The organism is Patulibacter minatonensis DSM 18081, from assembly GCF_000519325.1.
GTDB classification, from domain to species: domain Bacteria; phylum Actinomycetota; class Thermoleophilia; order Solirubrobacterales; family Solirubrobacteraceae; genus Patulibacter; species Patulibacter minatonensis.
This window is the reverse complement of the sequence record NZ_KI912613.1, coordinates 2,286,774-2,308,350: the sequence shown is the minus strand read 5'-3', so window position 1 is coordinate 2,308,350 and position 21,577 is coordinate 2,286,774. Positions and strand designations below refer to the sequence as shown.

Sequence of the window (21,577 nt, the reverse complement as noted above, 5' to 3'; positions counted from 1 at the left end):
CGACCATGAGTGAGATCCTGGCGGTCGATGCCGTCGACGTGGCCAAACGCTACGGCGACCTGACGGCCGTGGACGCGATCTCGATGCGCGTGGCCAAGGGCGAGGTCTACGGGGTCCTGGGTCCCAACGGGGCGGGCAAGACCACGTTTCTGCGGATGCTCTTCGGGCTGATCCGCCCTGACGCCGGCACGCTGAAGGTCTTCGGGCAGACGTTCAAGGAGTCCGGCACCCGCAGCCTCGACGGCGTGGCCGGGTTCATCGAGAGCCCGAAGTTCTATCCCTACCTCTCCGGCCGCCGGAACCTCGAAGGCCTCGTCCTCCTCGACGGCGGTGTCGAGCCCGGCCGAATCGACGAGGTCCTCGAGATCGTCGACCTCGCCGACCGCGCCGGAGACAAGGTCGGCGGCTACTCGTTCGGGATGCGCCAACGCCTCGGCGTCGCCGCCAGCCTCGTTCGCAACCCCCAGCTGCTCGTCCTCGACGAGCCCGCCAACGGCCTGGACCCCGCCGGCATGCGCGACATGCGCGCGCTGATCAAGCGCCTCGCCGACAGCGGCCTGACCGTGCTTCTCAGTTCGCACGACATGCTCGAGGTCGAAGAGATCTGCGACAACGTCACGATCATGAGCCGGGGATCGGTCGTCTTCCACGGCCAGATCGCCGAGCTCCGCGAACGCGCCCCCGAACAGGGCCACCGCCTGCAGACCGGCGACGACCACGCCGCCCTGGCGCTCGCCAAGACCCACCGAGACCTGACCATCGGGACGGCCCCCGACGGCCACGGTCTTCTGGCCTACGGGCCGCAGGCCAGCATCGACGACTACGTCGCCGCGCTGATCACCAGTGGCATCCGGCTCCGCGCGCTGAGCCTCGACGAGGCGCCGCTCGAATCCCTGTTCTTCATGCTCACCGAGTCCTCCCCCTCCGGCGTGCCGGCAGAGCTCGGTGCATCCACTACCGGAGCCCCCCGATGAGCGCTACCGGCACCGCGACCGTACCGCCCGTCGCGACCACTCCCGTCTCCCACCGACGCGCTGGTGTCGGCGCCGCGCTGCGCTGGGAGCTCTCCAAGCTCGCCGCGCAGGCCCGGGCCCGCTGGGCGCTGTTGTTCTGCCTGATCGCGCCGATCATCATCGTGATCGTCATCAACGGGCAGGGACGGCCGCCGAAGGACACGCTCTACGGTCGCTTCATCCATGACTCCGGGTTCGCCGTCCCGCTCTTGGTCCTCGGCTTCGCCGGTCAGTGGGTGCTGCCGCTCCTGACCGCGATCGTGGCGGGTGACATCTTCGCGTCGGAGGATCAGCACGGCACGTGGAAGACGATCCTCACGCGCTCCGCGAGCCGCGCGCAGATCTTCTGGGCCAAGACGATCACCGCCCTGGCGTTCGCGATCGTCGCCACGATCGTCCTTGCCGCCAGCACGATCGTCTCGAGCATCGTCATCGTCGGTCATCAGCCGCTCACCGGCCTGACCGGCCAGATCATCCCGTCGGGGACCGCCGCGCGTCTCGTCGCCGAGGCGTGGGCGAGCTCGCTGGCGCCGATGATCGGGTTCACCTGCCTGGCGATCCTGCTCTCGATCCGCACCCGCTCCACCGCGTTCGGGATCGCCGCACCCGTCGTCATCGCGCTCCTCATGCAGCTCCTCGGAGCGGTCGGCGGCATCGACCGGATCCGGCCGCTGCTCCTCACCACGTCGCTGGAGTCCTGGCACGGCCTCTTCGCCGAGCCGGCTTTCCACTCGCCGCTCATCGCCGGCCTGATCGTGTCCGCCGTCTGGGCGATCGCCGCGCTGGCCATCTCGTACGTCTCGCTGCTCCGTCGCGACATCACCGGAGGCTGACCCCATGTCCCGCATTCTCACTCGCAAGACCGCAGCGACCCTCGGCGTCGCGATCCTCGTCCTGGCGATCCTCGCCGCCGTCGCCTCCGGCGGCCAGAGCAGCATCACGAAGGCCCGCCTGGAGCGCGACCTGCCCCGCACGTTCTCCAACATCTACGTCAAGCAGGCCAAGATCCTCGGCCACCGGGGCATCACCGTGCAGTCGCTGCACGCCAAGGCCTCCTGTGACAAGGGCGGCCCGAAGGTCGCCGACCACGGCCCCGGCTCGGACTGGATCTGCATGATGGCCTGGGTGGACCCCAACGTGCCGCTGCCCGACGGCTCCGCGAAGTTCGAGCTCAACGTCCATTCCAACGATTGCTACACCGCAGGCGGCCCGTCCAAGTACGTCGGGGCCCTCACGATCACCGACACCCGGGGCAGGGACGTCACCAACCCCGCCTTCGAGTTCGACTCGTGCTTTGACCCGAGGGGCAACAACAGCCCGACCGGCAACGAAGCGCTGGCGTCGGGGAGCTCGTCGACCAAGACGCCGACCGAACAAGCTGCAGCGACGTCGACGGTCGCGCTGCCCAGCGGCACGATGGCCGCCGACAACCACGGTGTGATCGCGCCGTCGTTGGTCTGCTCGGTGGGCAAGGACGGATGCGGCGGCACGCTCACCGCGACCGCCAACGGCAAGACGGTCTCCACGACCTACGCGATCGCCACCGACGACCACCAGCCCGTCACCCTGCCGCTGCCGAAGAACACCACCGGCCCCGTGACGCTGAAGGTCACCCCCGTCATCGGCACCGCCCCGAAGCCGACGTCCACGATCACCGTCACCGCAGGCCCCTAGCCCCAATCGCCGGAGATACGCATCGTGGTCACCGCCCTATGGATCGCCGGAGTCACCTTCACCATCTGGGTCCTCAGCTGCCTGGGCATGGTGCTCTTCGCCCGGCGCCTCCCGCCCGGGCTCCTGAAAGACCTGCTCGAGTTCCTTCCCGCGTGCGTCAGCACCGCGCGTGCCCTGCGAAAGGACCCGGCGGTCCCGCGGCGCGCGAAGGTCGCCCTGTTGATCGCCGTGCTCTGGGTGCTGTCCCCGATCGACCTGCTCCCGGAGTTCCTGCCCGTCATCGGCCCCCTGGACGACGTCGTCGCGGTCGTCCTGCTCATGCGTTTCGCTGCACGCAGCGTCCCGCGGCCCCTGATCGAAGCAGCCTGGCCCGCGTCCCCCCGCCTGCTGATCCTCATGCTCGACGGCCGACGTCGCGCCTCCGCCGCGTAGCCCGACTGCAGCGACCGCCAAAACGTCGACGCTTACCTGGCCGCGACGAGGCCGCCGGCGCTCCTCGCGATGCGGGAGCAGACCAGAGACCGACCACCGGCGTAGGCGGTATCGCCAACCTCTGCGGGCGTACCGCATCAACGTGGACGCGGTGATCCGAGACATCACCCTGGCCGTTCCACATCCTTGGTTGTGGGACGCCCGCCGGCGCGATGCGGCGCCGTCGATAGAAGCTGAGCGAGGACCGTCCCAGAGGTCAGTGCCGAAATGGCGTTCCGTTTCTCCCGTACGGCCGAGACCTCCGGTACGGTCACGGTGTGGATCTCGGGTACGCGCGCGTTTCGACGGTGAAGCAGGACCTCGATCGGCAGATCGATGCGCTCGAGCAGGTCGGGATCCCGCGCGACCGGATCTACGTCGACAAGAAGTCCGGGGCCACCACCGACCGGCCCGGTCTCCGCGACGTGATCGCGTACGCGCGCGAGGGCGACGTCATCGTCGTGCACACCCTCGACCGGCTCGGCCGCACCGTTCGCGACACCCTGAACCTGATCCACGAGCTCGCCGAGAAGGGGATCGGGGTTCGCAACCTCGCCGACCCGATCAAGGTCGACTCGAGCAACCCGGACGATCCGATGGCGCAGCTCGCCGTCGTGCTCTTGGCGCTCTTCGGTCAGATGGAGCGCACGTACACGATGGAGCGCGCCGCGCACGCCCGCGCCGTCGCGACCGCGAAGGGTCGGCGGATCGGCCGGCCCGTCGTCGTTGACCCGTCGAAGCTCGCGTGGGCTGCGCATCTGCGCGACACCGGGAGCACGATCGCGGAGATCGTCGAGAAGACCGGGATTGCGAGGACGAGTCTCTATCGCCACCTGCCGCCTCGTCCGCCCGAGGTCGCGACCGCCGCCGGGGTGCCGCCCGCGGATCGCGAGCCCGAGAGGTAGCGATGGACGAGGGTCGCCTGCAGTCACTGACGGCCCTCTCCGAAGACGCGCGCGCGGCCGCAATGGATCGCTGGACGGTCCTGCGCCCGACCATCGAAGAAGGAGTGCCCTTGGCACGCTCCGCGGCGGCGGCGGGGGTCGCGCCGTCGACGGCGCGACGGTGGCTTGCGCGCTACGAAGCAGGCGGGCTTGCCGCGCTGGCCAGACGGCAGCGCTCCGACAGCGGGGTGCGCAGAACGCGCCCCGAACTCGTCGCCCTGATCGAAGGCCTGGCGCTACGGCGGCCGCCGCCGTCGGCGGCGACCATTGCGCGGCGGATCGCGGTCGCGGCCAACGAGCGTGGGTGGCCGGTGCCGTCGTACTCCACGGTAGCCGCGATCGTCGCGGCGATCGATCCGGCGGTCGTCTCGCTCGCCCACGACGGACCTGAGGTGTTCCGTGATCGCTTCGAGCTGGTGTTCCGCCGACGAGCGGAACGCCCGAACGACATCTGGCAAGCCGACCACACCGAGCTCGACCTGCTCGTCCTCGACGCCGACGGGCGCCCGGCCCGACCGTGGCTGACGTTGATCCTCGACGACCACTCCCGGGCGGTCGCGGGGTACTCCGTGTTCCTCGGGGCACCGTCGGCGCTGAACCTCTCGCTCGCGCTTCGCCATGCAGTCTGGATGAAGCCCGACCCGGGATGGCCGGTCCACGGACTGCCCGACGTCCTGCACGTCGATCACGGCAGCGACTTCACCAGCCACCACATCGAGCAGGTCGCCGTCGATCTGCACGTCCAGCTCGTCTACTCCGCGATCGCACGCCCCCAGGGCCGAGGGAAGGTCGAGCGGCTCTTCGGGACCGTCACCCAAGAGCTGTTGCCCGACCTTCCCGGCCACCTGGTCCGCGGCGAACCCGCCTCGGCACCGGCGCTCTCGCTCGCACAGCTCGACGCGGCGATCGGCAAGTGGATCACCGGCACCTACCACCAGCGCGTCCATCCAGAGCTTGGCTCGACGCCCGTTGCGGCGTGGCTCGCCGATGGGTGGCTTCCTCGGCGGCCGCCGACGCTCGAGGCCCTCGACCTGCTGCTGGTGATGGTCGCCCGGGCGCGCGTCGTGCACCGCGACGGCATCCGCTTCCAAGGCCTTCGGTACTTCGACCCCACGCTCGCCGGCTACGTCGGGCGGGCGGTCACGATCCGCTTTGACCCTCGGGACCTCAGCCAGGTCCGGGTGTTCCTCGACGACTGGTTTCTCTGCCGGGCCGTCAGTCCGGAGCATGCCGGAGGTGCCATCACCCTGAAGGACGTCCAGGCGGCCCGCGTCGCTCATCGGCGAGCGGCTCGCGCCAGGATCGCTGACGGTCGAGCCGCCGTTGCGGAGTACCTGCCGCGCGGCGCACCCGAAGCGTCCCGACCGCGACCTCGATCCGTGCCAACCTCGCCGCCGGGCCCGCGTCGGGTCCTACACACCTACGCCGAGGATGCCCCGAGCGATGGATGACTCCGCGACACGCCTGCGCCGTCGCACCGGCGAGTTCATCGCGACGAAGGAGCACCGGCGGTTCGTCGAGTTCGCCAACGCCGTTCGGCGCGAGGCCTTCATCGGCCTCTGCTTCGGGCCCGCCGGGGTCGGCAAGACGCTCTCCGCGCGTCGGTACGCCCACTGGGACGCGGCCGAAGAGTTCTTCGACGATTGGGGAGTTCGAAGGGACGAGGAACGCCAGATCGGGGCCTCCTTGGCTCGCTCGCGCACGATCTTCTACACCCCGGCCGTGAAGGTGACCTACGCCAAGCTCGTCGCCGACCTCGATCAGCTCCTCATACGCGCGGACATCCTGATCGACGATCAGGTCCGAGAGGGAATCGTCGTCAGCCGCGGCCGGCGTCTGCACCACGTACAGCTGATCGTGATCGATGAAGCGGAACGACTCTCCGGCCCCGCGTTGGAAGACCTCCGCGACCGATTCGACCGCCGCCCGATCGGCCTGCTGCTGATCGGCATGCCCGGCCTCGAGAAGCGCTTCGCCGCGTTCCCGCAGCTCTACAGCCGCATCGGCTTCGCGCACCAGTACAGGCCGCTGACCGACGAGGAACTCGCGTTCGTTCTCGCGCGCCACTGGCGCAGGCTCGGCCTCACACTCGATCTCGACGACTTCACCGACGCGCAAGCCATCGCCGCCATCAGCCGCATCACCCGCGGCAACTTCAGGCTCCTGCACCGCCTCTTCACCCAGGTCGCACGGATCATGAAGATCAACGACCTCACCGTTATCACCACCGACGTCATCGAGGCCGCACGCAGCACCCTCGTCATCGGAACCGAATAGCGCTACGAAAACGCCGCCAGATAACGCTGCAGGTCACATGCGGTCGCGCGGAGTTCGTTGTCGCGATGGGGTGTCCGAAAACAATCGTTTTGCGACATCCAGCCGCCGCTCTCCGGCAATGACACGACACGTTTCGAAGCTCGGCCGCTGGTACTCCTGGACCGGTGGGTCGTCTGTCCCAGCCCGTTCCCCACCGAGTGCAGTCGCCCGGGCGACCGTCCCGCCTCGCTGCGGCTCCAGAGTTCCGAGCGAGGCAGGATTCTGCCCAGAGCGCGTCGGCTCACCCCTCCAGGTCGTACAGCGCGTACTCGTGCGGGAAGACCCGGCCCAGGAGCCGACGTTCAGTGGTCGCGAGGCGGGCCTCGTCGCAGGCCTCGTCCCAGGCGGCGCGGATGGTGTCGAGCTGGGCGTGGGCGATCTCGAGCGCGTCGTCCCGGGTCAGGCCATACAGGTCGGCTCGAGCGACGCATTCCCCCACGTTGGACAGGCGACCGGGGTCCTCGCCGGTGCCGAGGCGCATCGCCTGGGACGCCTCCCCTCCCGAGCGCAGGAAGGGGCAGATGTCGTAGGCCGGGGTCAGCGTCAGCTCCCGACCATCCCAGAATGCCGCGTGGTTGCGGGCGTGGTCGTCGGTGTTCCCGCACAGGACGTTGAAGACCATGCGCGAGAACAGCTCCCGCCGGCTCTCTCGCGGCGCCGAGAATCGGCGGCGCATCAGCTCCGCCAGATCGCCATAGGCAGCGGCCGCCGGCCACATCTCCCCGATCTGCAGCAGCGTGAGCGCCGAGACGACAGCGCGCCGCTGCGTCGTCCCGGGCACGCGATCGAAGCGCTCGACCAGCAGGACGTCGCGATCGGCGACCCGCTCGAGCTCCACCTCCGCGACGTCTAGGCCACACCGGGCGGCCATCCGCATCGCCAGGAACTCGCCGCGGACCATCGGCCACGTGTCTGTCGGGGCGCTGAACTTCGCGATCAGGCTTCGCGGACCGTCCCGCAGGAGCGCCTTCGGTCGCGCGCCGCCGACCGACGATCCGGCCCGCACGGCGTCCTCGAGGGCAGCGGGCACGGGCCGACCCATCTCGACGTTCTCGACCATCTCCAGGAGGTCCCCGAGCGACGCCGACGGCGACCCGCGAGGAACGTACTCCCGCGGGGACGGCTGGAAGTCCAGCGCACCGATGCGATCGGGTCCCGCCGCCGTCAGGTAGGTGAGCGGCGACAGGGCGTCGAAGTCGGCATCACGGCCCGCGAGTCGGTTGAGGATCACCCTGCGCCCCCAGCTGTCCGGGCCGGCGTCGCTCAGGCAGCCGGCGATCTGGAGCCCCGGCAGCGGCTCCTGGAAGCCGCCCCGCAGCGGGAGCTCCTCGTCCCAGAGCGCCATCGCGTCGGCGCGCTGCAGATACCGGGATCCGTACGCGAACTCGACGAGCGGCCCACGCTCCCGCGCCACGCCGACCGGGACCGGCTCCGTCGCGCCCGGCAACCACGCCCAGACGTAGGCCTCAGAAGTCAAGATTCGGCTCCGGGCCCGCCGCGGGGCGGACGCGACGGCCGATCAACGGGGCCCTCCCGCGGGCCACTTCTGCCGCGAGGCGGCGTTCGTCGTCGTAGAACAGGGCGACGCCGACCAACGACGCGCAGTCGAGCGCGGTGCCCAGTGCGACACCCGGATCCCCGCGCTCGACCCTCATCACGGTCTTGCGGTCGACCTGTGCGCGCTCGGCGAGCAGGTCGATCGTCCACCCTCGATCGATCCGCCCCGCACGGACCGACGCCCCCAGCAAATCGCCGGCGTGCCGGGCGACCGGTGAGATGGTCTTCCTGCCCATGAGTCCATCGTACGGGACCTTACGACCGTTGTGTCCCTTTTCAAGGACTTCCGGAGTCCGCCCGCGCCAGCTCCGGCGCGAGGTCCCCGCGGTCCTCCACGACGACCTCGCCCAGCCCGACCCAGCCGGCCATCGACCGCAGCTCCGCGTGGAGCTCCGTCGCCACGTGCTCCCGGTCGCGGACGTGGCCCTCGACGTGCGCCGACCGCACGAGCAGGCGGCCCGCCGCGCGGTCGGCCTTCAGGTCCACGCGGGCGACGAGGCGGTCGCCGAGGAGGAACGGCAGGACGTAGTAGCCGTGGACGCGCTTCTCGCGCGGCACGTAGATCTCCAGGCGGTAGCGGAAGCCGAAGAGGTGCTCGGTGCGGGTCCGCTCGAAGATCAGGGGGTCGAAGGGCGCCAGGAGCGCGCGGGCGTCGACCGTGCGGGGACGGCGGGCGTCCACGTGGAGGTACGCGGGGCGCTTCCAGCCGTCGATCGTCGCCGGCAGGAGCTCGCCGACCTCGACCAGTGCTGCGATCGCCGGCTTCGCCTGCGCGGGGCTCAGGCGGAAGTAGTCGCGCAGGCACTGCTCCGTCGCCACGCCGTGGGCCTGCGCCGCGATCCGGATCAGCTCGCGCTGCGCGTCCGCGGGCTCGGGGTCGGGCGCCTCGTGGACGGCGGGCGGCAGGACGCGCCCGGGCAGGTCGTAGCGGCGCTCGAACTGCGGCGTGCGGCCGGCGGAGGTCACGCGCCCGGTGAAGAAGAGGTACTCCAGGGCGCGCTTGATGCCCGACCAGTTCCACGCGTAGCCGTTGCCCTGGCGGTTCCCGAGGTCGAGGAGCCCCGCCTCGGCATCGGCCTCCAGCCGGCGCTCGAGCTCGACCGCGGTCAGCGGCCCGTGGGCCTCGATCTCCGCCTCGACCGCGGAGAGGAGCTCCGGCTGCTCGCCCGCCCGGCGGATCATCCCCCAGCCCTCCTCGGCGATCCGGGCCATCCGCCAGCGCAGCAGCCGGTGGGTCTCCGGCGGCACGAACGACGCCTCGTGACCCCAGTACTCGACGAGGCGCCGCGGCCGGCGGGCCGTCGCGCGCTCCAGCAGCGCCAAGTCGTACGGCCCCATCCGGCTGAAGACCGGCAGCAGGTGCGCCCGCGCGATCACGTTCACCGAGTCGATCTGCAGCAGCCCGACCCGGTCGAGCACGCGCTGCAGGTGCGCCCCGGTCGGCGTCCCGGGCGGGTTGCGGTGCAGCCGGTCGGCGAAGCCCTGCGCGGCCAGCGCGATGCGACGGGCCTGCGGGACCGTCAGGCGCAACGGGGTCTGGGACGACGTCACCGGGCGATCGTAGTCCGCGGCGTCGGCCGTCCCGTGCGCACGAGGACGACCACCGTCCGCGGCCGCGGGCTCAGCGCGGTCGGAGGGCGTCGGTGCCGCGACGCCAGAGCTGCTCGACGTCCGCGCCGGGAGGCAGGCGGCCGTTGAGCTCCAGCGCGACCAGTCCGTGCCCGAACGACCACATCGTCAGCGCGCCGACGACGTCGCCGTCCATGACCTCGCGGATCGCCCGGCCCGCCGTGAGCTCCGCGGACCGCACCAGCGGCCCGGGGTCCAGCGGCTGAGCCATCATCAGCTCGTAGAGGTGCGGGTGGTCGAGCGCCCACCGGCGGAAGGCGGTGACGACGCCCCAGAGCGGGTCGTCCTCGTGCTCGCGCATGCCCTGCTCGCACGCCGCGCCCTGACGCCGCAGGCCGATCGCGATCATCGCGTTCTCCATCGCCTGCTTGCCCGGCAGATGCTTGTAGAGCGACGGGGCCCGGACGCCCAGGCGCGCGGCCACCAGCCGCATCGACACGCCCTCGGGCCCGTCCTCCTCCAGGAGCTCCAGGCCGACCTCGACGATCTGCTGCGCACGGTCGCTGAGGACCGGCACCTCGAGGGTCGCGAGCTCCTCCTCGCGGACCTCGCGCAGGTCGTCGTCGGACGACGTCAGGACCCGCTGTGGTCGGGCGGTGCTGCTCACGCGCCGTCCGCCGGGCTCGCCGACGGGCGGAGCGCCTCCACGCCCCGGCGCCGGACGGCGTCGAGCTCGTACTCGGGCGGGATCCGGCCGTTGATCTGGAGCGAGAGCAGCCCGACGAGGAACGCCCAGATCGTGACCGCGGCCACCCCGTCGCCGCCGCACGCCCGCAGGAGCGGCCCGGCGGAGCGGATCTCCGCGGACCGGACGAGGGGTCCCGGGTCGAGCGGGCCCCGCAGGTTCAGCCGGTGCAGGGCGGGGTGCTCGAGCGCCCACGCGTAGAGCCCGTCGACGATGGTGGTCAGCGGGTCGAGCCCCTCGGCGTCGGCCCGGTCCAGGCCGTCGCGGGCGTCCCGGGCCTGGTCGTCGAGGATCGACGCGACGATCGCGTTCTCCAGGGCCTGCTTGTCGGGCAGGTGCTTGTAGAGCGACGGCGCGCGCACGCCGAGCCGCGCGGCGATCCGGCGCATCGACATGCCCTCCTCGCCCTCCTCCTCCAGCAGGTCGCGGGCGACCGCGACGATCTGGGCGGCGCGCGGGGTCAACGCGACGTCGTCGGGCAGCTGCGCGCGGAACTGCGCGGCGGCCGCGGGTCCGACGCTCGGGACCGCGGGGGTCGGGGTGTCGTCCTCGGGGTGGCGCAGCCGCTCGACGCCCCACGCCCACACGGGCTCGGGGTCGTACGGGACCGGCATGCGCCCGGAGATCTCGAGCCCCGTGAGACCGTGCGCGAAGGCCCACAGGACGATCGCGCCCTCGAGGTCGTCGCGCATGACCCAGCGCAGGGGATCACCGCTGTGGAGCGCCGCGGACATCACCAGCGGCGAGTCGCCGAGCGGCCCGTCCATGACCAGCTCGTAGCCGGCGGGGTTCGCCAGCGCCCAGCGCCGGAACGCGTGGAGCAACGCCCCGAGCTGGTCGTCCGCACCGGAGATCGCCTCGCGGAGGACGTCGCCATTCTCGCGCAGGACGTCGGCGACGAGGACGTCGAGGATCGCCTGCTTGTCCGGCAGGTGCTTGTAGATGGAGGGGGCGCGGATGCCGACGCGGCCGGCGATCGCGCGCATGGAGAGCGCGGCGACGCCCTCCTCCTCCATCAGCACGCGGGCGACGTCGACGATCTCGCGCACCCGCGGCTTGAGCTCCGGGACCGCGGCCTCGACGGCCAGCCGCTCGGGGACGGACAGCCCGGCACCGGGGAGCACCCGCCCCCCGAGCTCCCGCTCGGCGTCCGTGCTCATCGGTCGGACCCCTCCGCCGGCGCGAACGGCGTGGCGCGGAGCGCGCCGACGCCGCGACGCCGGATCGCGTCGAGCGCGTAGCCCGGAGGCATGCGGTCCTTGAGCTCGAGATCGATCATCCCGCACGCGAACGCCCACACGCTGACGGCGGCGACCCCGCTGCCGTCGCAGGCGTCGAGCAGCGGCAGCGAGGCCTGGAGCTCCGCGGAGGCGACCAGCGGCCCGCGGTCGGGCGGCCCGACGGTGACCAGCCGGTGCAGGTGGGGGTGCTCGAGCGCCCACAGGCGGAAGCGCTCGATGATCGCGAGGAGCGGGTCCTCGCCCGCGGCCCGGGCGTCGGCGGAGGCCGCGCGCCACAGCGCGGCCTGCTCGTCGAGCACCGAGGCGATGATCGCCTTCTCGAGCGCCTCCTTGTCCGGGAAGTGCTTGTAGAGCGACGGCGCGCGGACGTCGAGCCGGTCGGCGATCCCGCGCATCGACATGCGCTCCTCGCCCTCGGCGTCCAGGAGCTCGCGCGCGGCGTCGACGATGCGGGCCGCCCGCTCGGACAGCGGCTCCGGCACCGGCACCAGCCCGCGCCGGGCGGCGGCCGCGGCGTCCTCGGCGCGGACGTCGGGCGTCGCCGCGCCGTCGTCCGCGTGCCGGAGCCGTGCGACGCCCCACGACCACAGGACGTCCGTGTCGTACACCGCGGGCAGCCGACCGCGGATCTCGAGGTCGACCAGGCCGTGCGCGAACGCCCAGAACGTGATCGCGCCGTCGAGGTCGTCGCGCATGATCCAGCGCAGCGGGTCGCCGCTGTAGAGCGCCGCCGAGCGGACGAGCGGCGTGTCGGCGAGGGGTCCGGCCATGCACGCGGCGTACCGCTCGGGGTGCTCGAGCACCCACCGGCGGAAGGCCGCGAAGATCGCGCCGACCGGGTCGTCGGTGCCGGCGATCGCCGCCCGCATGACGACGCCGTTCTCGTGCAGGATGTCCGCGGTCAGGACGTCGAGGATCGCCTGCTTGTCGGGCAGGTGCTTGTAGAGCGACGGCGCCCGCACCTCGAGGCGCGTGGCGATCGCCCGCATCGAGATCGCGTCGACGCCCTCCTCGTCGAGGATCTCCCGGGCGACGTCGACGATCTCGCGCACCCGCGGCTTCAGCTCCGGGACCGCGGCCTCCATCGCCATCCGCTCGGCGACCGTCAGACCAGCACCGGGCAGGACGCGACCCTCGAGCTCGACCGCGGCGTCGGGCGCGTGCGGCTCACCGGGACGGCGGCTCATCGGGCACCTGCTCGGGCGCCGGGGAAGGAGGCGGGGCGGGGCACGTCGACCGTCGCGGGTACGCGGCCCGCGGCGATGCCGGATGCACGACGGCCACCGGGACGGGCCGGGATCGATGACGCTCCCGGGAGGCGGGGCGTGCTCGCGGGTGGGGGACCGACGCTCACCCTCCGAGCGTATCGGGACGTCCTGCGCAGCGGGATCGGATCGTCGGGTCCGGCCCCCGGGAGCTCTTCGGGGAACCGGAGATCAGCTCCCTGCGGCCCGGAGCTCGCGCCGCAGGATCTTGCCCGTGGCGTTCCGCGGCAGCGCGTCCCGGAACACGACATCGCGCGGGACCTCGAACCGGGGCCGCTCCGCACGGACGTGGTCGCGCACCGCCTTCGCGCTCAGCCGCGCCCCGGGGGCCTTGACCACGAACACCGCGATCCGCTCGCCGTAGACGTCGTCCGGTACGCCGATCGCGGCGACCTCGGAGACGGCGGGATGCGCCGAGAGCACGTCCTCGACGCTGCGCGGGTACACGTTCTCGCCGCCGGAGACGATCATGTCGTCCTCGCGGCCGAGCACGAACAGGCGGCCCAGGTCGTCGAGGTAGCCGACGTCCCCGGTCTGCGTCAGCCCGTCCCGCTGCGGCAGCCGCGTGCCGTCGGTGTACCGGTCGTTCGTCATCCCGCCGCCGACGTGGATCCGCCCGGTGCGGTGGCTGGGCAGCGGCACGCCGCCGCGGTCGAAGATGCGGACGGACGCGCCGCGCGGGATCCGGCCGGCCGTCGAGGGCGCGGCGCGGAGGTCCGCCGGGTCGGCGATCGCACCCCAGCCGACCTCGGTCGCGCCGTACAGGCTGTAGAGGCCGTCACCGAAGGCGTCCATCCACCGGGTCGCGAGGTCCCCGGGGAGCGCGGAGCCCGACGACGCGGTGACGCGCAGCCGCGAGACGTCGTAGCCGTCCCGGACGGCGGGGTCGAGCTCGAGGATCCGCCCGAGCATCACCGGCACCGCCACGAGGACGTCGACGCCGTGGCGCGCCACGGACCGCAGGACGTCCTCGGGGTCGAAGTCCCGGCGCAGCACGACCGTGGACCCGAGCAGCAGCGCCATCAGGAGGTTCGCGAACCCCCAGGCGTGGAACAGCGGCGGCGCGATCAGGAAGGTGCCCCCGTCGCGGTACGCCATGCGGTCGAGGAACGAGACGGGCGCGTCGAGCGACACGCGGGCGCGGCGGGTGCCCTTCGGGACGCCGGTCGTGCCGGACGTCAGCAGGACGACGCGCCCCGGCGATCCGGGAGCCGGCAGCGGACGGTCGGCGCCCTCGACGATCAGCTCCTCGAGGGACCGCACGCCGCTCCTGGGCGGGTGGTCCTCGTCCCACGCCGACACGACCCGGGAGATCCCGTCCGCGCCCCGCGCACCCTGCGCCCCCGTCGCCGCCCCGAGGGCCTCGTCCATGACGCCCAGCAGGTCGGCGTCGCAGACGAGCGCCGTGGGGCGCTCCCGGTCGAACACCGCGCGGATCTGCGGCGCGGCGAAGCCGGTGTTGACGAGCAGCGCGTCGGCCCCGGCCTTGCTGACCGCGACGAGCGCCTCGACGAACCCGCGGTGGTTGCGGCAGACGATCGCGACCCGGTGCCCCTCCGCGACCCCGCGGTCGCGGAGCGCGACGGCCAGCGCCGTGCTGCGCTGGTCGAGCTCCGCGTAGGTCAGCGCGCGGTCGCCGTCGATCAGCGCCATCCGGTGCGGGTCGCGGGTGGCCGCGGCCGCGTACGCGCCGGCCGGCGTCGCCCCCCAGCGCGCGAACTGGCGGGCGATCGTGGCGTACTTGTCCGGGCGCATCGGGCGCAGGATCCCCGCGCGGCCGAGCACACGGACCGACCGGACGGCGGACGTCGCGAGCTGGAGCGGTCCCGGCAGCGGCTGGGCGGGCTCCTCGGACAGCAGCAGGCGCTCGACGCCGCGGAGCATCTCGCGCAGGCGGCGCCGCATCTCCGGCAGCGCGACGAGCCCGGCCAGGGCGCCCGGCACGCCACCGGGCGGGTTGTAGCCGGCGCGCACGGTGATGCGGGCGCCGTCGCCCTGGGGCCGGACGCGCACGGCGACGTGGAGGTCGATGCCGGTGACGCCGACGGCCACGAGGTCGCGTCCGTCGCGGAGCACCGTCACCTCGAGCTCGGACCCGAGCTCCGCGGCGCCGATCGCGAGGACGGACCGGACCCGGGTGCCCTGCTTCAGCGGTCCCTCGCCGAGGACCGTGAAGGAGACGAGTCCCGGCAGCGTCCGCGCGATCACGCGCGGGTCGATGATCGTCCGCCACGCCCGCTCCGGCGCCACGGGCACGTCGATGCGCTCCGCGAGCCTCATCGGCGCTCCCACCCGACGACCGGGATCCGCCGTCGACGCCCGAGCTCGGTGAGCATCTCCTGCATCGTGCCGGTCACGTGGTCGTAGACCTCCTGCTGGTCCGGGTGCTCGCCGAAGCGTGCGCGGAGGTCGATCGGCGGCAGCACCTGCACGACGATCTTGGACGGCAACGGGACGTGCCCGAGGAGATCGCCGACGTTCAGGCCCCACGGGAACGCGAGCGAGATCGGCATCGACTTGAGCCGCAGGTGGCGGTCCGCACCGAGGAAGGTGGCGAGCCGCTCGCCCCGGCCGAGGAACAGCGCCGTCTCCTGGCCGCCGATCGAGACGACGGGGACGATCGGGACGCCGGCGTCGAGGGCGAGCTGGACGAAGCCCGAGCGTCCGCCGAAGTCGATGCGCGTGGACTGCGTGCTCGGGCGGTGCGCCTCGTGGTCGCCACCCGGGTAGACCAGCACGCACGACCCGGCCGCGAGGGCCTCCTTCGCGACCCGGGGGTCCGCGTTCAGCGTGCCCAGGCGCCGCAGGAACCCGAGCCCCGGGTAGGCGGAGACGAGGTTGTGGACGAGCACGTGCATCGGGCGCTCGGGCCCGAAGTGGCTCGCGAACCCGAGCGCGAAGACGAACGAGTCCGGGGTGACGTTGCCGCCGGAGTGGTTGCCGACGAGCAGCACCGGCTCGTCGCGCGGGATGTGGTGCAGGCCGCGGACCTCCGCCCGGAACCACGTGCTGGCGACCATCCACGCCACCGGCATGACGTCCCGGACCAGCAGGCTGTCGCGGTCGTCGAGGTCGGCCCGGCCGATCCGGGCGCGGGCGGCGGCCCCCGCTGCGGCGAGGATCCCCCGGGCCGGGGCGGCCGCGGGGGCCAGCGCCGTGCGGCCGACCTGCCCGGCCGCCGCGACGAGCCCGTCGAGCGCGCCGCGGACCCCGCGGGCGGCGACGGCGGGCACGAGGCCACGGCCGGCCCGGCGGGGCTCGGTGACGGTCACCGGCTCGGGGATGGCGTCGGTCGGCGGGGAGGAGCGCGGCATGTGCGGTCGTCGGCGGCCGGTCCGCGGGAGCGGCGCCGGGTCGCGGACGCACGGAGGGTACCCCCCGGACGCAGGGGCGTCGACGGTGCCCGGCGGTACCGGTCCGGTCTACGGGGTACCCGTGCAGGATGCGTGCCGTCCCGCCGCCCCGCTCATCCCTGATCGTCGGGGGCCTCGTCCTCGCCGGCCTCGTCGTCGCGCCCGCGGCGCAGGCCGGCTGGACGACGCCGCGGTCGCTCCCGGGCGACGGGTTCGCGCCCGTCGCCGTCGCGATCGACGGGCGGGGGAACGGCGCGGTCCTGGGGCAGACCGACCCGTCGCCGACGGCGGGCGACCGCGTCGTGCTCGGCGCCCGGGTCCTCCGCGGGACGGCGGTCGGGAGCCGCCGGACGGACCTCGCCGGGCTCTCCGCGATCGACCTGGACGTCGATGCGCGCGGCTCGTCGGCCGTCGTCGGCTCGCGCGTCGCGCCGCCCGGGTCCGCGGAGTTCTACGCCCCGCCCGAGCTCGACGTCCGCGGGGCCGGCGCGGCGTTCGGACCACCGATCGGCCTGCCCGCCCCCGCCGGGTCGACGACGCTCCGGACGGCGCGCAACGCCCGCGGGGACGTCGCCGTCGGGCTGACCGCCGTCGACGGCACGTCGTACCTGCAGGTCCGTCCTGCCGGCGGGGAGCTGAGCGCACCGGTCGCCGTCTCCGCCCCCGGCTCGTCCGCGCTGTCGATCGCGATCGGCGACGACGGCACCACGATCGCCGGCTGGCTGCGGGACGGCGTGGCCGAGGTCCGGGTGCGCGAGCCCGACGGCACGACGCCGTCGGGCTCGATCCTCGGAGCCCCGGCCACCGACGTGGCCGTCGCCGCGGGATCCCGGGGCCGGGTGCTCGCCGCCGCCGTCGCGCAGCCGGCGGGACAGCCGCTCCGGCAGCTGATCGCCGTCGACCGCCCCGGTCCGGGTGCCTTCGCGGGACCCAGGGTGCTCGACACCGCGGCGGTCGTGGACTCGCCGGCCGTCGCCGTCGCCGGGAGCGAGCGGCTCGTCGCGTGGCGCCGGGGCCCGAGCGAGCTCAACACCGCCGTCCGGGCGGCGGGCCGTCGTGGCGCGAAGCCCTTGCGCACCGTCCGGGTCCCGCGGGTCATCAACGCGAAGGGCGTCGCCGGCGACCGCACGATCAGCCCGTCGGTCCGCGCGGCCGTCGCCGAGGACGGCGGTGCCGTGATCGCGTTCGGGTACCACGACGCCGTCCACACGGCGGTCCGCACGCCCGGGCGCCGATCGTTCGACGCGCCCCGTGCCGTCTCGGCGCTGGGCGGCGGGAACCTCCCGGGCCTGTTCGACGGCCCGTCGTCCCGCCCGCTCGCCGCCGCCCGGGGCGGACGCGCGATCCTGGCGTTCCCGCGCGTGTCCGACGGCCGTCCCCAGGTCGCGGTCCTGCGCCGCGGGGGTCGCGACCGCTCGACGCGCAGCGGGGCCCGACCGCCGGTGCTGCGGTGGGGGCGCCCCGTGTTCGACCTGTCGACGACCCCCGGCCGCGTCCGGATCCCGGTGGACTGCAGCCGGGCGTGCCGGGCGACGTTCCCGCTGCGCGTGACCGGTGGCGGCAGCGGGTCGCAGACCGCCACCGTCCTGCTGCGCCGCCGCGGCGCGCGGACGCTCGACGTCGGCCTGACCGCGCGGTTCGACCGGGCGATCCGGCGCCGGGCGTCGAGCACGGTCACGCTGCGCGTCCGGGCCTCCGCGACGACGCGGTACGGCGGGCGCACGTCCGAGACCCGGACGTACCGCCGGTTCCCCGTCACCCCGTGATGGTGGGGCCGGCCGGGCCGCGCGCCCGGGCGGCGCGGGCCGTTCGGGCGGTGCCGCCCTGGACCACGCCGCGCCCGCAGGGGCGGGGCGGGCGACGGTGCTAGCCTCGATCCATACCCCCCTTGGGTATGAACGCCGATCCCGGAGGACCCCCTCGATGAGCACCGCCGAAGCCCCGCTGCAGTACGTCGTGACGGGCATGACCTGCCAGCACTGCGTCGCCTCCGTGACGGAGGAGGTCTCCGAGGTCGCCGGGGTCTCGGCCGTGGACGTCGATCTCGCCACGGGTCGTGTGGCGGTCCACGGGAGCGACGTCGACGAGGAGGCCGTCGTGGCCGCCGTCACCGAGGCCGGCTACAAGGTCGTCGACTGACGAGCGCGGTCGCGGACCGCGTCCGGCCCCGTTCCCGATCCGGTACCTCCCAGGTCCCAGATCGAGCACGCGACCCCGGACCGCCAGGCCGGCCGACCCCCGTTCCCGATCCGGTACCTCCCAGGTCCCAGATCGAGCACGCGACGGAACGTACCTCCGGGTCGCATGACTACGGCGCCGGCCCCGTACGCATCCCAGCACCGGGCCCGCGACGGTCCTCGCGCGACGGACCGCATCGGCCCGGAGTCGCCCGGAGCACCCGGCGCCTCCGCCTCCACCGATCGGTGGAGGTCTCCTGCGCCACGACGTCCACCGATCGGTGGACCTCGGCGACCGGGCGGCGCGGACACGACGCACGCCGTGCGGAAGACCGCTGGGTCGCCTCGGACGACCGTGATGGACGGCGCCACGGGCGTTCCCATCGTCTACACCGTTCACACACGGGACCGCCGCGGACGTATGCTGACCCGGACCGGGACGACGGGCCCCGCCCGTCGGTCGGCCGTCCCCCTATGAGTGCTCCATCCGCCACCACGCCGGCCCGTGATCGGGTCGACATCCGCCCCACGGCCCTGCTCCTGCGCTCCTCGGTCGAGCGTCACGGGGTGGACGCCACGTGCACGCGCTTCCGGCTGTGCCGGCGCCGGCTCGGGGCGGTCGTCGCGATGCGGACCACGCGCGGGCAGCACGCCCACTTCCTGGAGCGCGGCAGCGTCGAGGACATCGTCACCCACGGGCCGGAGACGTTCGCCGTGCTGCACGTGCCGCTGGCCGGCACGCTCCAGGCCCGGCTCGGCGACCTCCTCGTGGAGCGCGGACCAGACCGGCTCGCGGCCGACCTCGGCATCGACCTCCCCCGCGGCTCCCGGTTCGTCGAGCAGATCACGATGGGCCGCGCCGGCAACGGCGCGCGCGTCACCCACGTGTGCGCGACGATCGCCGAGCGCGCCGGGATCGACCCGGCCAGCCTCGAGGACCACGCGATCGAGCGCGGCTGGTGCCCGGACTGCACCGAGCACGTCCTCGTCGGTGGCGACCGCCGTTGCCCCTGGTGCGACACCGGCGTGGCGCTCGTGGACCGCCTGTCGACCGACCGCCGGTCGATCACGATGCCCGTCGAGCTGCGCGACGCCGGCGTCACGGCCCTCGCCGGCTGACCCGCGCGCCGTCGCGCGGCCCTGCGACGATGCCGGGGTGGCCCGCCGTCACGCCGCCGTGCTCCTCGTCCTCCTGGGCACGCTCCTCGTGGCGCTCGGCCTCCCGCTGCGCCAGGTCCACCAGGCCACCCGACCCGCGGCGTTCGCCGAACACGCCGAGGCCGTCCTCCGTCGCGCCGCCGTGCGCGACGCGCTCTCCGAGGCGGCGGTCCGGGCGATCACGCGCGAGGTGACGCGGGTCGCCCCCGCCGCCGCGCCGACGGTCCGGTCCGCGGTCGCGCCCCGTGCGGCCGCCGTCGTCGGCTCCGACGGCTTCCGCCGCGCGTGGCGCGAGACCGCACGCATCGGGCTGAAACGGACCCTCGACGACCGCCGCTGGACCGTGGCGTTCACCGTCACCGACGTCGCGGGGATCACCACGAGCGCGACCGGGCCGCTGCCCGCCCCCGTGACCACGGTGCTGCGACGCGCCGGTGACGTCCCGATCTTCCGGTTCGAACGGAGTCGCACGGCCGCGGTCCGCACCGAGCGCGCGGAGCGCCTCAGCGGTCTCGGCCGCCCGTTCCTGCTGGCCGCGACGGCCGCGCTGTTCCTGGCGCTCCTCGTGTCCCCCGCCCGCGGCCCGACCGCCCTGCGCTGCGGGCTCGGGGTGCTCGGTGCCGCCGCCTTCTTGCTCGTCGCCGAGCTCGTGGGACGCACCATCACCCTGTCGGGGCTCTCGGGCGGCGACCGCGACGTGGCCGCCGCCGTGTGGGACGAGCTCCTCGGCGGCCTGCGCACCGACGCCCTGGTGCTGGCCGTCGCGGGGCTCGCCGTCGCGCTCGTCGCCGCCGTCGCCGGTGGTCGCGGCGCGGGGCGTCGTCCGGCGCGGCCGGTTGGATGACGGCGTGGAGAGCGAGCTTCAGCGCTACGAGCAGCAGTTCCGGCGCGCCGGGCTCCCCCTCTTCATCGAGGACTGGTCCGCGCGCACCGACGCCTTCAACCGGGCGTTCCCGCTCCTCGCCCTCATCTTCGTCGTGGAGCTGCTCGGGGCGCTGAACCTCGACTGGCCGGTGCTGCTGAACCTCGCTGCGATCGCGGGGGCGGTGGCGTTCTCGCTCGTCGCCGTGGCGCTCGTGAACCGACGGCGCGGACGGCCGGCGCTGACGATCCCCGAGGACCTCGGGCCGGCGGAACTCGCCGGGTTCGTCCTGGTGCCCGCCGCCCTGCCGCTGGTCTTCAACGGGCAGTGGGCGAGCGCGGTCGTCACCGCCGCGGGCAACCTCTTCGTGCTCGGGGTCGTCGCCCTGGGCTTCGGCTTCGGCATCGGCGCGATCGTCCTGTGGGCGATCCGACGGCTGGCGGGCCAGCTCGCGCAGTCGGTCGCGCTCCTGGCCCGGGCGTTGCCGCTGCTCCTGCTGTTCGCCGTGGTCCTCTTCATCAACACGGAGATGTGGCAGGTGTTCGGGGAGATGGAGGACGTCTCGATGCTGGCCACCGGCACGCTCCTGTTCCTCGTCGTCCTGGCGTTCCTCGCGGTGCGGATCCCGCGCGAGGTGCGGGCGCTCGAGGCCGGTGTCGCCGCGGAGTCCGAGACCGACGTCGAGCCGCTGCGCCGGCCGCAGCGGGCGAACGTCGGCCTCGTGATGCTGATCAGCCACGGCCTGCAGGTGCTGGTCGTGACGGTCGCGATCACGGCGTTCTTCGTCGCCTTCGGGATGCTCGTGATCGGCTCCGACGTCACCGAGTCGTGGATCGGGACGAAGGGCGAGGTCGTCTCCTGGTCACCGCCGGACGTCGGGGTCCCGGTGCGGATCACCCACGAGCTGCTGCGGGTATCGGCTGCGATCGGCGCGCTCTCCGGCCTCTACTACGCGATCTCGGTCCTCACCGACTCGGCGTACCGCGAGGAGTTCCTCGACGAGCTGACGGACCAGATGGCCCGCACGTTCGAGGCCCGCACCGCCTACCTCGGCCTGCTGGCGTCGAAGGACGGGGCGGGAACGACGGGCGACGACGGACCGGCCGGCGGCCCGGCGGCCGTCTGACCCGGCGCGCTGCGGATTCGTGCTGTCCGACGACAGGTTCCTGCACCACCGGCGGCGGTCGACCTGACCGCTGCCGATTCCTCCCGCCCGCCGGCAGGCTCCTGCA

General features: G+C 73.6%; 20 protein-coding genes. 12 read left to right on the top strand and 8 right to left on the bottom strand.

What is annotated here, in order from left to right; genetic code table 11:
- Positions 1-5: 5 nt before the first annotated feature.
- From PATMI_RS0110630 to PATMI_RS0110600, 7 genes are all read left to right on the top strand, one after another.
- Complete coding sequence (locus PATMI_RS0110630) at positions 6-974, top strand: ABC transporter ATP-binding protein (RefSeq protein ID WP_026910882.1); 969 nt, start codon at positions 6-8, stop codon at positions 972-974.
- Positions 971-1,846, top strand: a complete 876-nt coding sequence (locus tag PATMI_RS0110625; protein WP_026910881.1) for an ABC transporter permease — start codon at positions 971-973, stop codon at positions 1,844-1,846. The genes PATMI_RS0110630 and PATMI_RS0110625 overlap by 4 nt, the downstream gene beginning before the upstream one ends.
- Before the next feature lie 4 nt (positions 1,847-1,850).
- On the top strand, positions 1,851-2,687 hold the full coding sequence (locus tag PATMI_RS34365) for a hypothetical protein (protein ID WP_051471333.1): 837 nt from the start codon (positions 1,851-1,853) through the stop codon (positions 2,685-2,687).
- 87 nt (positions 2,688-2,774) lie between these two features.
- On the top strand, positions 2,775-3,119 hold the full coding sequence (locus PATMI_RS0110615; protein ID WP_084269853.1) for a DUF1232 domain-containing protein: 345 nt from the start codon (positions 2,775-2,777) through the stop codon (positions 3,117-3,119).
- 317 nt (positions 3,120-3,436) lie between these two features.
- Positions 3,437-4,063, top strand: coding sequence for a recombinase family protein (locus tag PATMI_RS0110610; RefSeq protein WP_026910879.1), 627 nt, complete (start codon positions 3,437-3,439; stop codon positions 4,061-4,063).
- A gap of 2 nt (positions 4,064-4,065) precedes the next feature.
- Positions 4,066-5,553, top strand: a complete 1,488-nt coding sequence (locus PATMI_RS0110605) for a Mu transposase C-terminal domain-containing protein (RefSeq protein ID WP_026910878.1) — start codon at positions 4,066-4,068, stop codon at positions 5,551-5,553.
- Positions 5,546-6,379: an AAA family ATPase gene (locus PATMI_RS0110600; protein WP_051471331.1), complete on the top strand. Its 834-nt coding sequence runs from the start codon at positions 5,546-5,548 to the stop codon at positions 6,377-6,379. Before PATMI_RS0110605 ends, PATMI_RS0110600 begins: the two co-directional genes overlap by 8 nt.
- Positions 6,380-6,659: 280 nt before the next feature.
- On the opposite strand, the gene PATMI_RS0110595 is transcribed toward PATMI_RS0110600, so the two are convergent.
- The 8 genes from PATMI_RS0110595 to PATMI_RS0110550 form a co-directional block, all read right to left on the bottom strand.
- A complete protein-coding gene (locus PATMI_RS0110595) occupies positions 6,660-7,895 on the bottom strand; it encodes a type II toxin-antitoxin system HipA family toxin (protein WP_026910876.1) in 1,236 nt (411 codons plus the stop codon).
- Complete coding sequence (locus PATMI_RS0110590; protein ID WP_026910875.1) at positions 7,885-8,211, bottom strand: helix-turn-helix transcriptional regulator; 327 nt, start codon at positions 8,209-8,211, stop codon at positions 7,885-7,887. The genes PATMI_RS0110595 and PATMI_RS0110590 overlap by 11 nt, the downstream gene beginning before the upstream one ends.
- 40 nt (positions 8,212-8,251) lie before the next feature.
- Positions 8,252-9,526: a winged helix-turn-helix domain-containing protein gene (locus tag PATMI_RS0110585; RefSeq protein WP_026910874.1), complete on the bottom strand. Its 1,275-nt coding sequence runs from the start codon at positions 9,524-9,526 to the stop codon at positions 8,252-8,254.
- Positions 9,527-9,596: 70 nt separating this feature from the next.
- A complete protein-coding gene (locus tag PATMI_RS0110580; protein WP_051471329.1) occupies positions 9,597-10,211 on the bottom strand; it encodes a TetR/AcrR family transcriptional regulator in 615 nt (204 codons plus the stop codon).
- Positions 10,208-11,449 carry a TetR/AcrR family transcriptional regulator gene (locus PATMI_RS34360; RefSeq protein ID WP_051471327.1) on the bottom strand — a complete coding sequence of 414 codons (1,242 nt, stop codon included), beginning with the start codon at positions 11,447-11,449 and terminating at the stop codon, positions 10,208-10,210. Before PATMI_RS34360 ends, PATMI_RS0110580 begins: the two co-directional genes overlap by 4 nt.
- Positions 11,446-12,717, bottom strand: coding sequence for a TetR/AcrR family transcriptional regulator (locus PATMI_RS34355; RefSeq protein WP_051471325.1), 1,272 nt, complete (start codon positions 12,715-12,717; stop codon positions 11,446-11,448). Before PATMI_RS34355 ends, PATMI_RS34360 begins: the two co-directional genes overlap by 4 nt.
- 249 nt (positions 12,718-12,966) lie before the next feature.
- The gene (locus PATMI_RS29085; RefSeq protein WP_026910872.1) at positions 12,967-15,075 is read right to left on the bottom strand and encodes an AMP-binding protein; all 2,109 of its coding nucleotides are present in this window, start codon (positions 15,073-15,075) and stop codon (positions 12,967-12,969) included.
- Positions 15,072-16,109: a lysophospholipid acyltransferase family protein gene (locus PATMI_RS0110550; RefSeq protein ID WP_084269851.1), complete on the bottom strand. Its 1,038-nt coding sequence runs from the start codon at positions 16,107-16,109 to the stop codon at positions 15,072-15,074. The genes PATMI_RS29085 and PATMI_RS0110550 overlap by 4 nt, the downstream gene beginning before the upstream one ends.
- Before the next feature lie 128 nt (positions 16,110-16,237).
- Here PATMI_RS0110550 and PATMI_RS0110545 point away from each other — a divergent pair, with 128 nt between their 5' ends.
- From PATMI_RS0110545 to PATMI_RS0110525, 5 genes are all read left to right on the top strand, one after another.
- Positions 16,238-17,914, top strand: a complete 1,677-nt coding sequence (locus PATMI_RS0110545; RefSeq protein ID WP_026910870.1) for a hypothetical protein — start codon at positions 16,238-16,240, stop codon at positions 17,912-17,914.
- Positions 17,915-18,071: 157 nt separating this feature from the next.
- The gene (locus PATMI_RS0110540; protein ID WP_026910869.1) at positions 18,072-18,287 is read left to right on the top strand and encodes a heavy-metal-associated domain-containing protein; all 216 of its coding nucleotides are present in this window, start codon (positions 18,072-18,074) and stop codon (positions 18,285-18,287) included.
- Positions 18,288-18,799: 512 nt separating this feature from the next.
- The gene (locus PATMI_RS0110535) at positions 18,800-19,444 is read left to right on the top strand and encodes a hypothetical protein (protein ID WP_157260709.1); all 645 of its coding nucleotides are present in this window, start codon (positions 18,800-18,802) and stop codon (positions 19,442-19,444) included.
- 37 nt (positions 19,445-19,481) lie between these two features.
- Complete coding sequence (locus tag PATMI_RS0110530) at positions 19,482-20,327, top strand: hypothetical protein (RefSeq protein ID WP_026910867.1); 846 nt, start codon at positions 19,482-19,484, stop codon at positions 20,325-20,327.
- A 4-nt stretch (positions 20,328-20,331) separates the two neighbouring features.
- Positions 20,332-21,471, top strand: a complete 1,140-nt coding sequence (locus PATMI_RS0110525; RefSeq protein ID WP_036727610.1) for a hypothetical protein — start codon at positions 20,332-20,334, stop codon at positions 21,469-21,471.
- Positions 21,472-21,577: the final 106 nt, after the last annotated feature.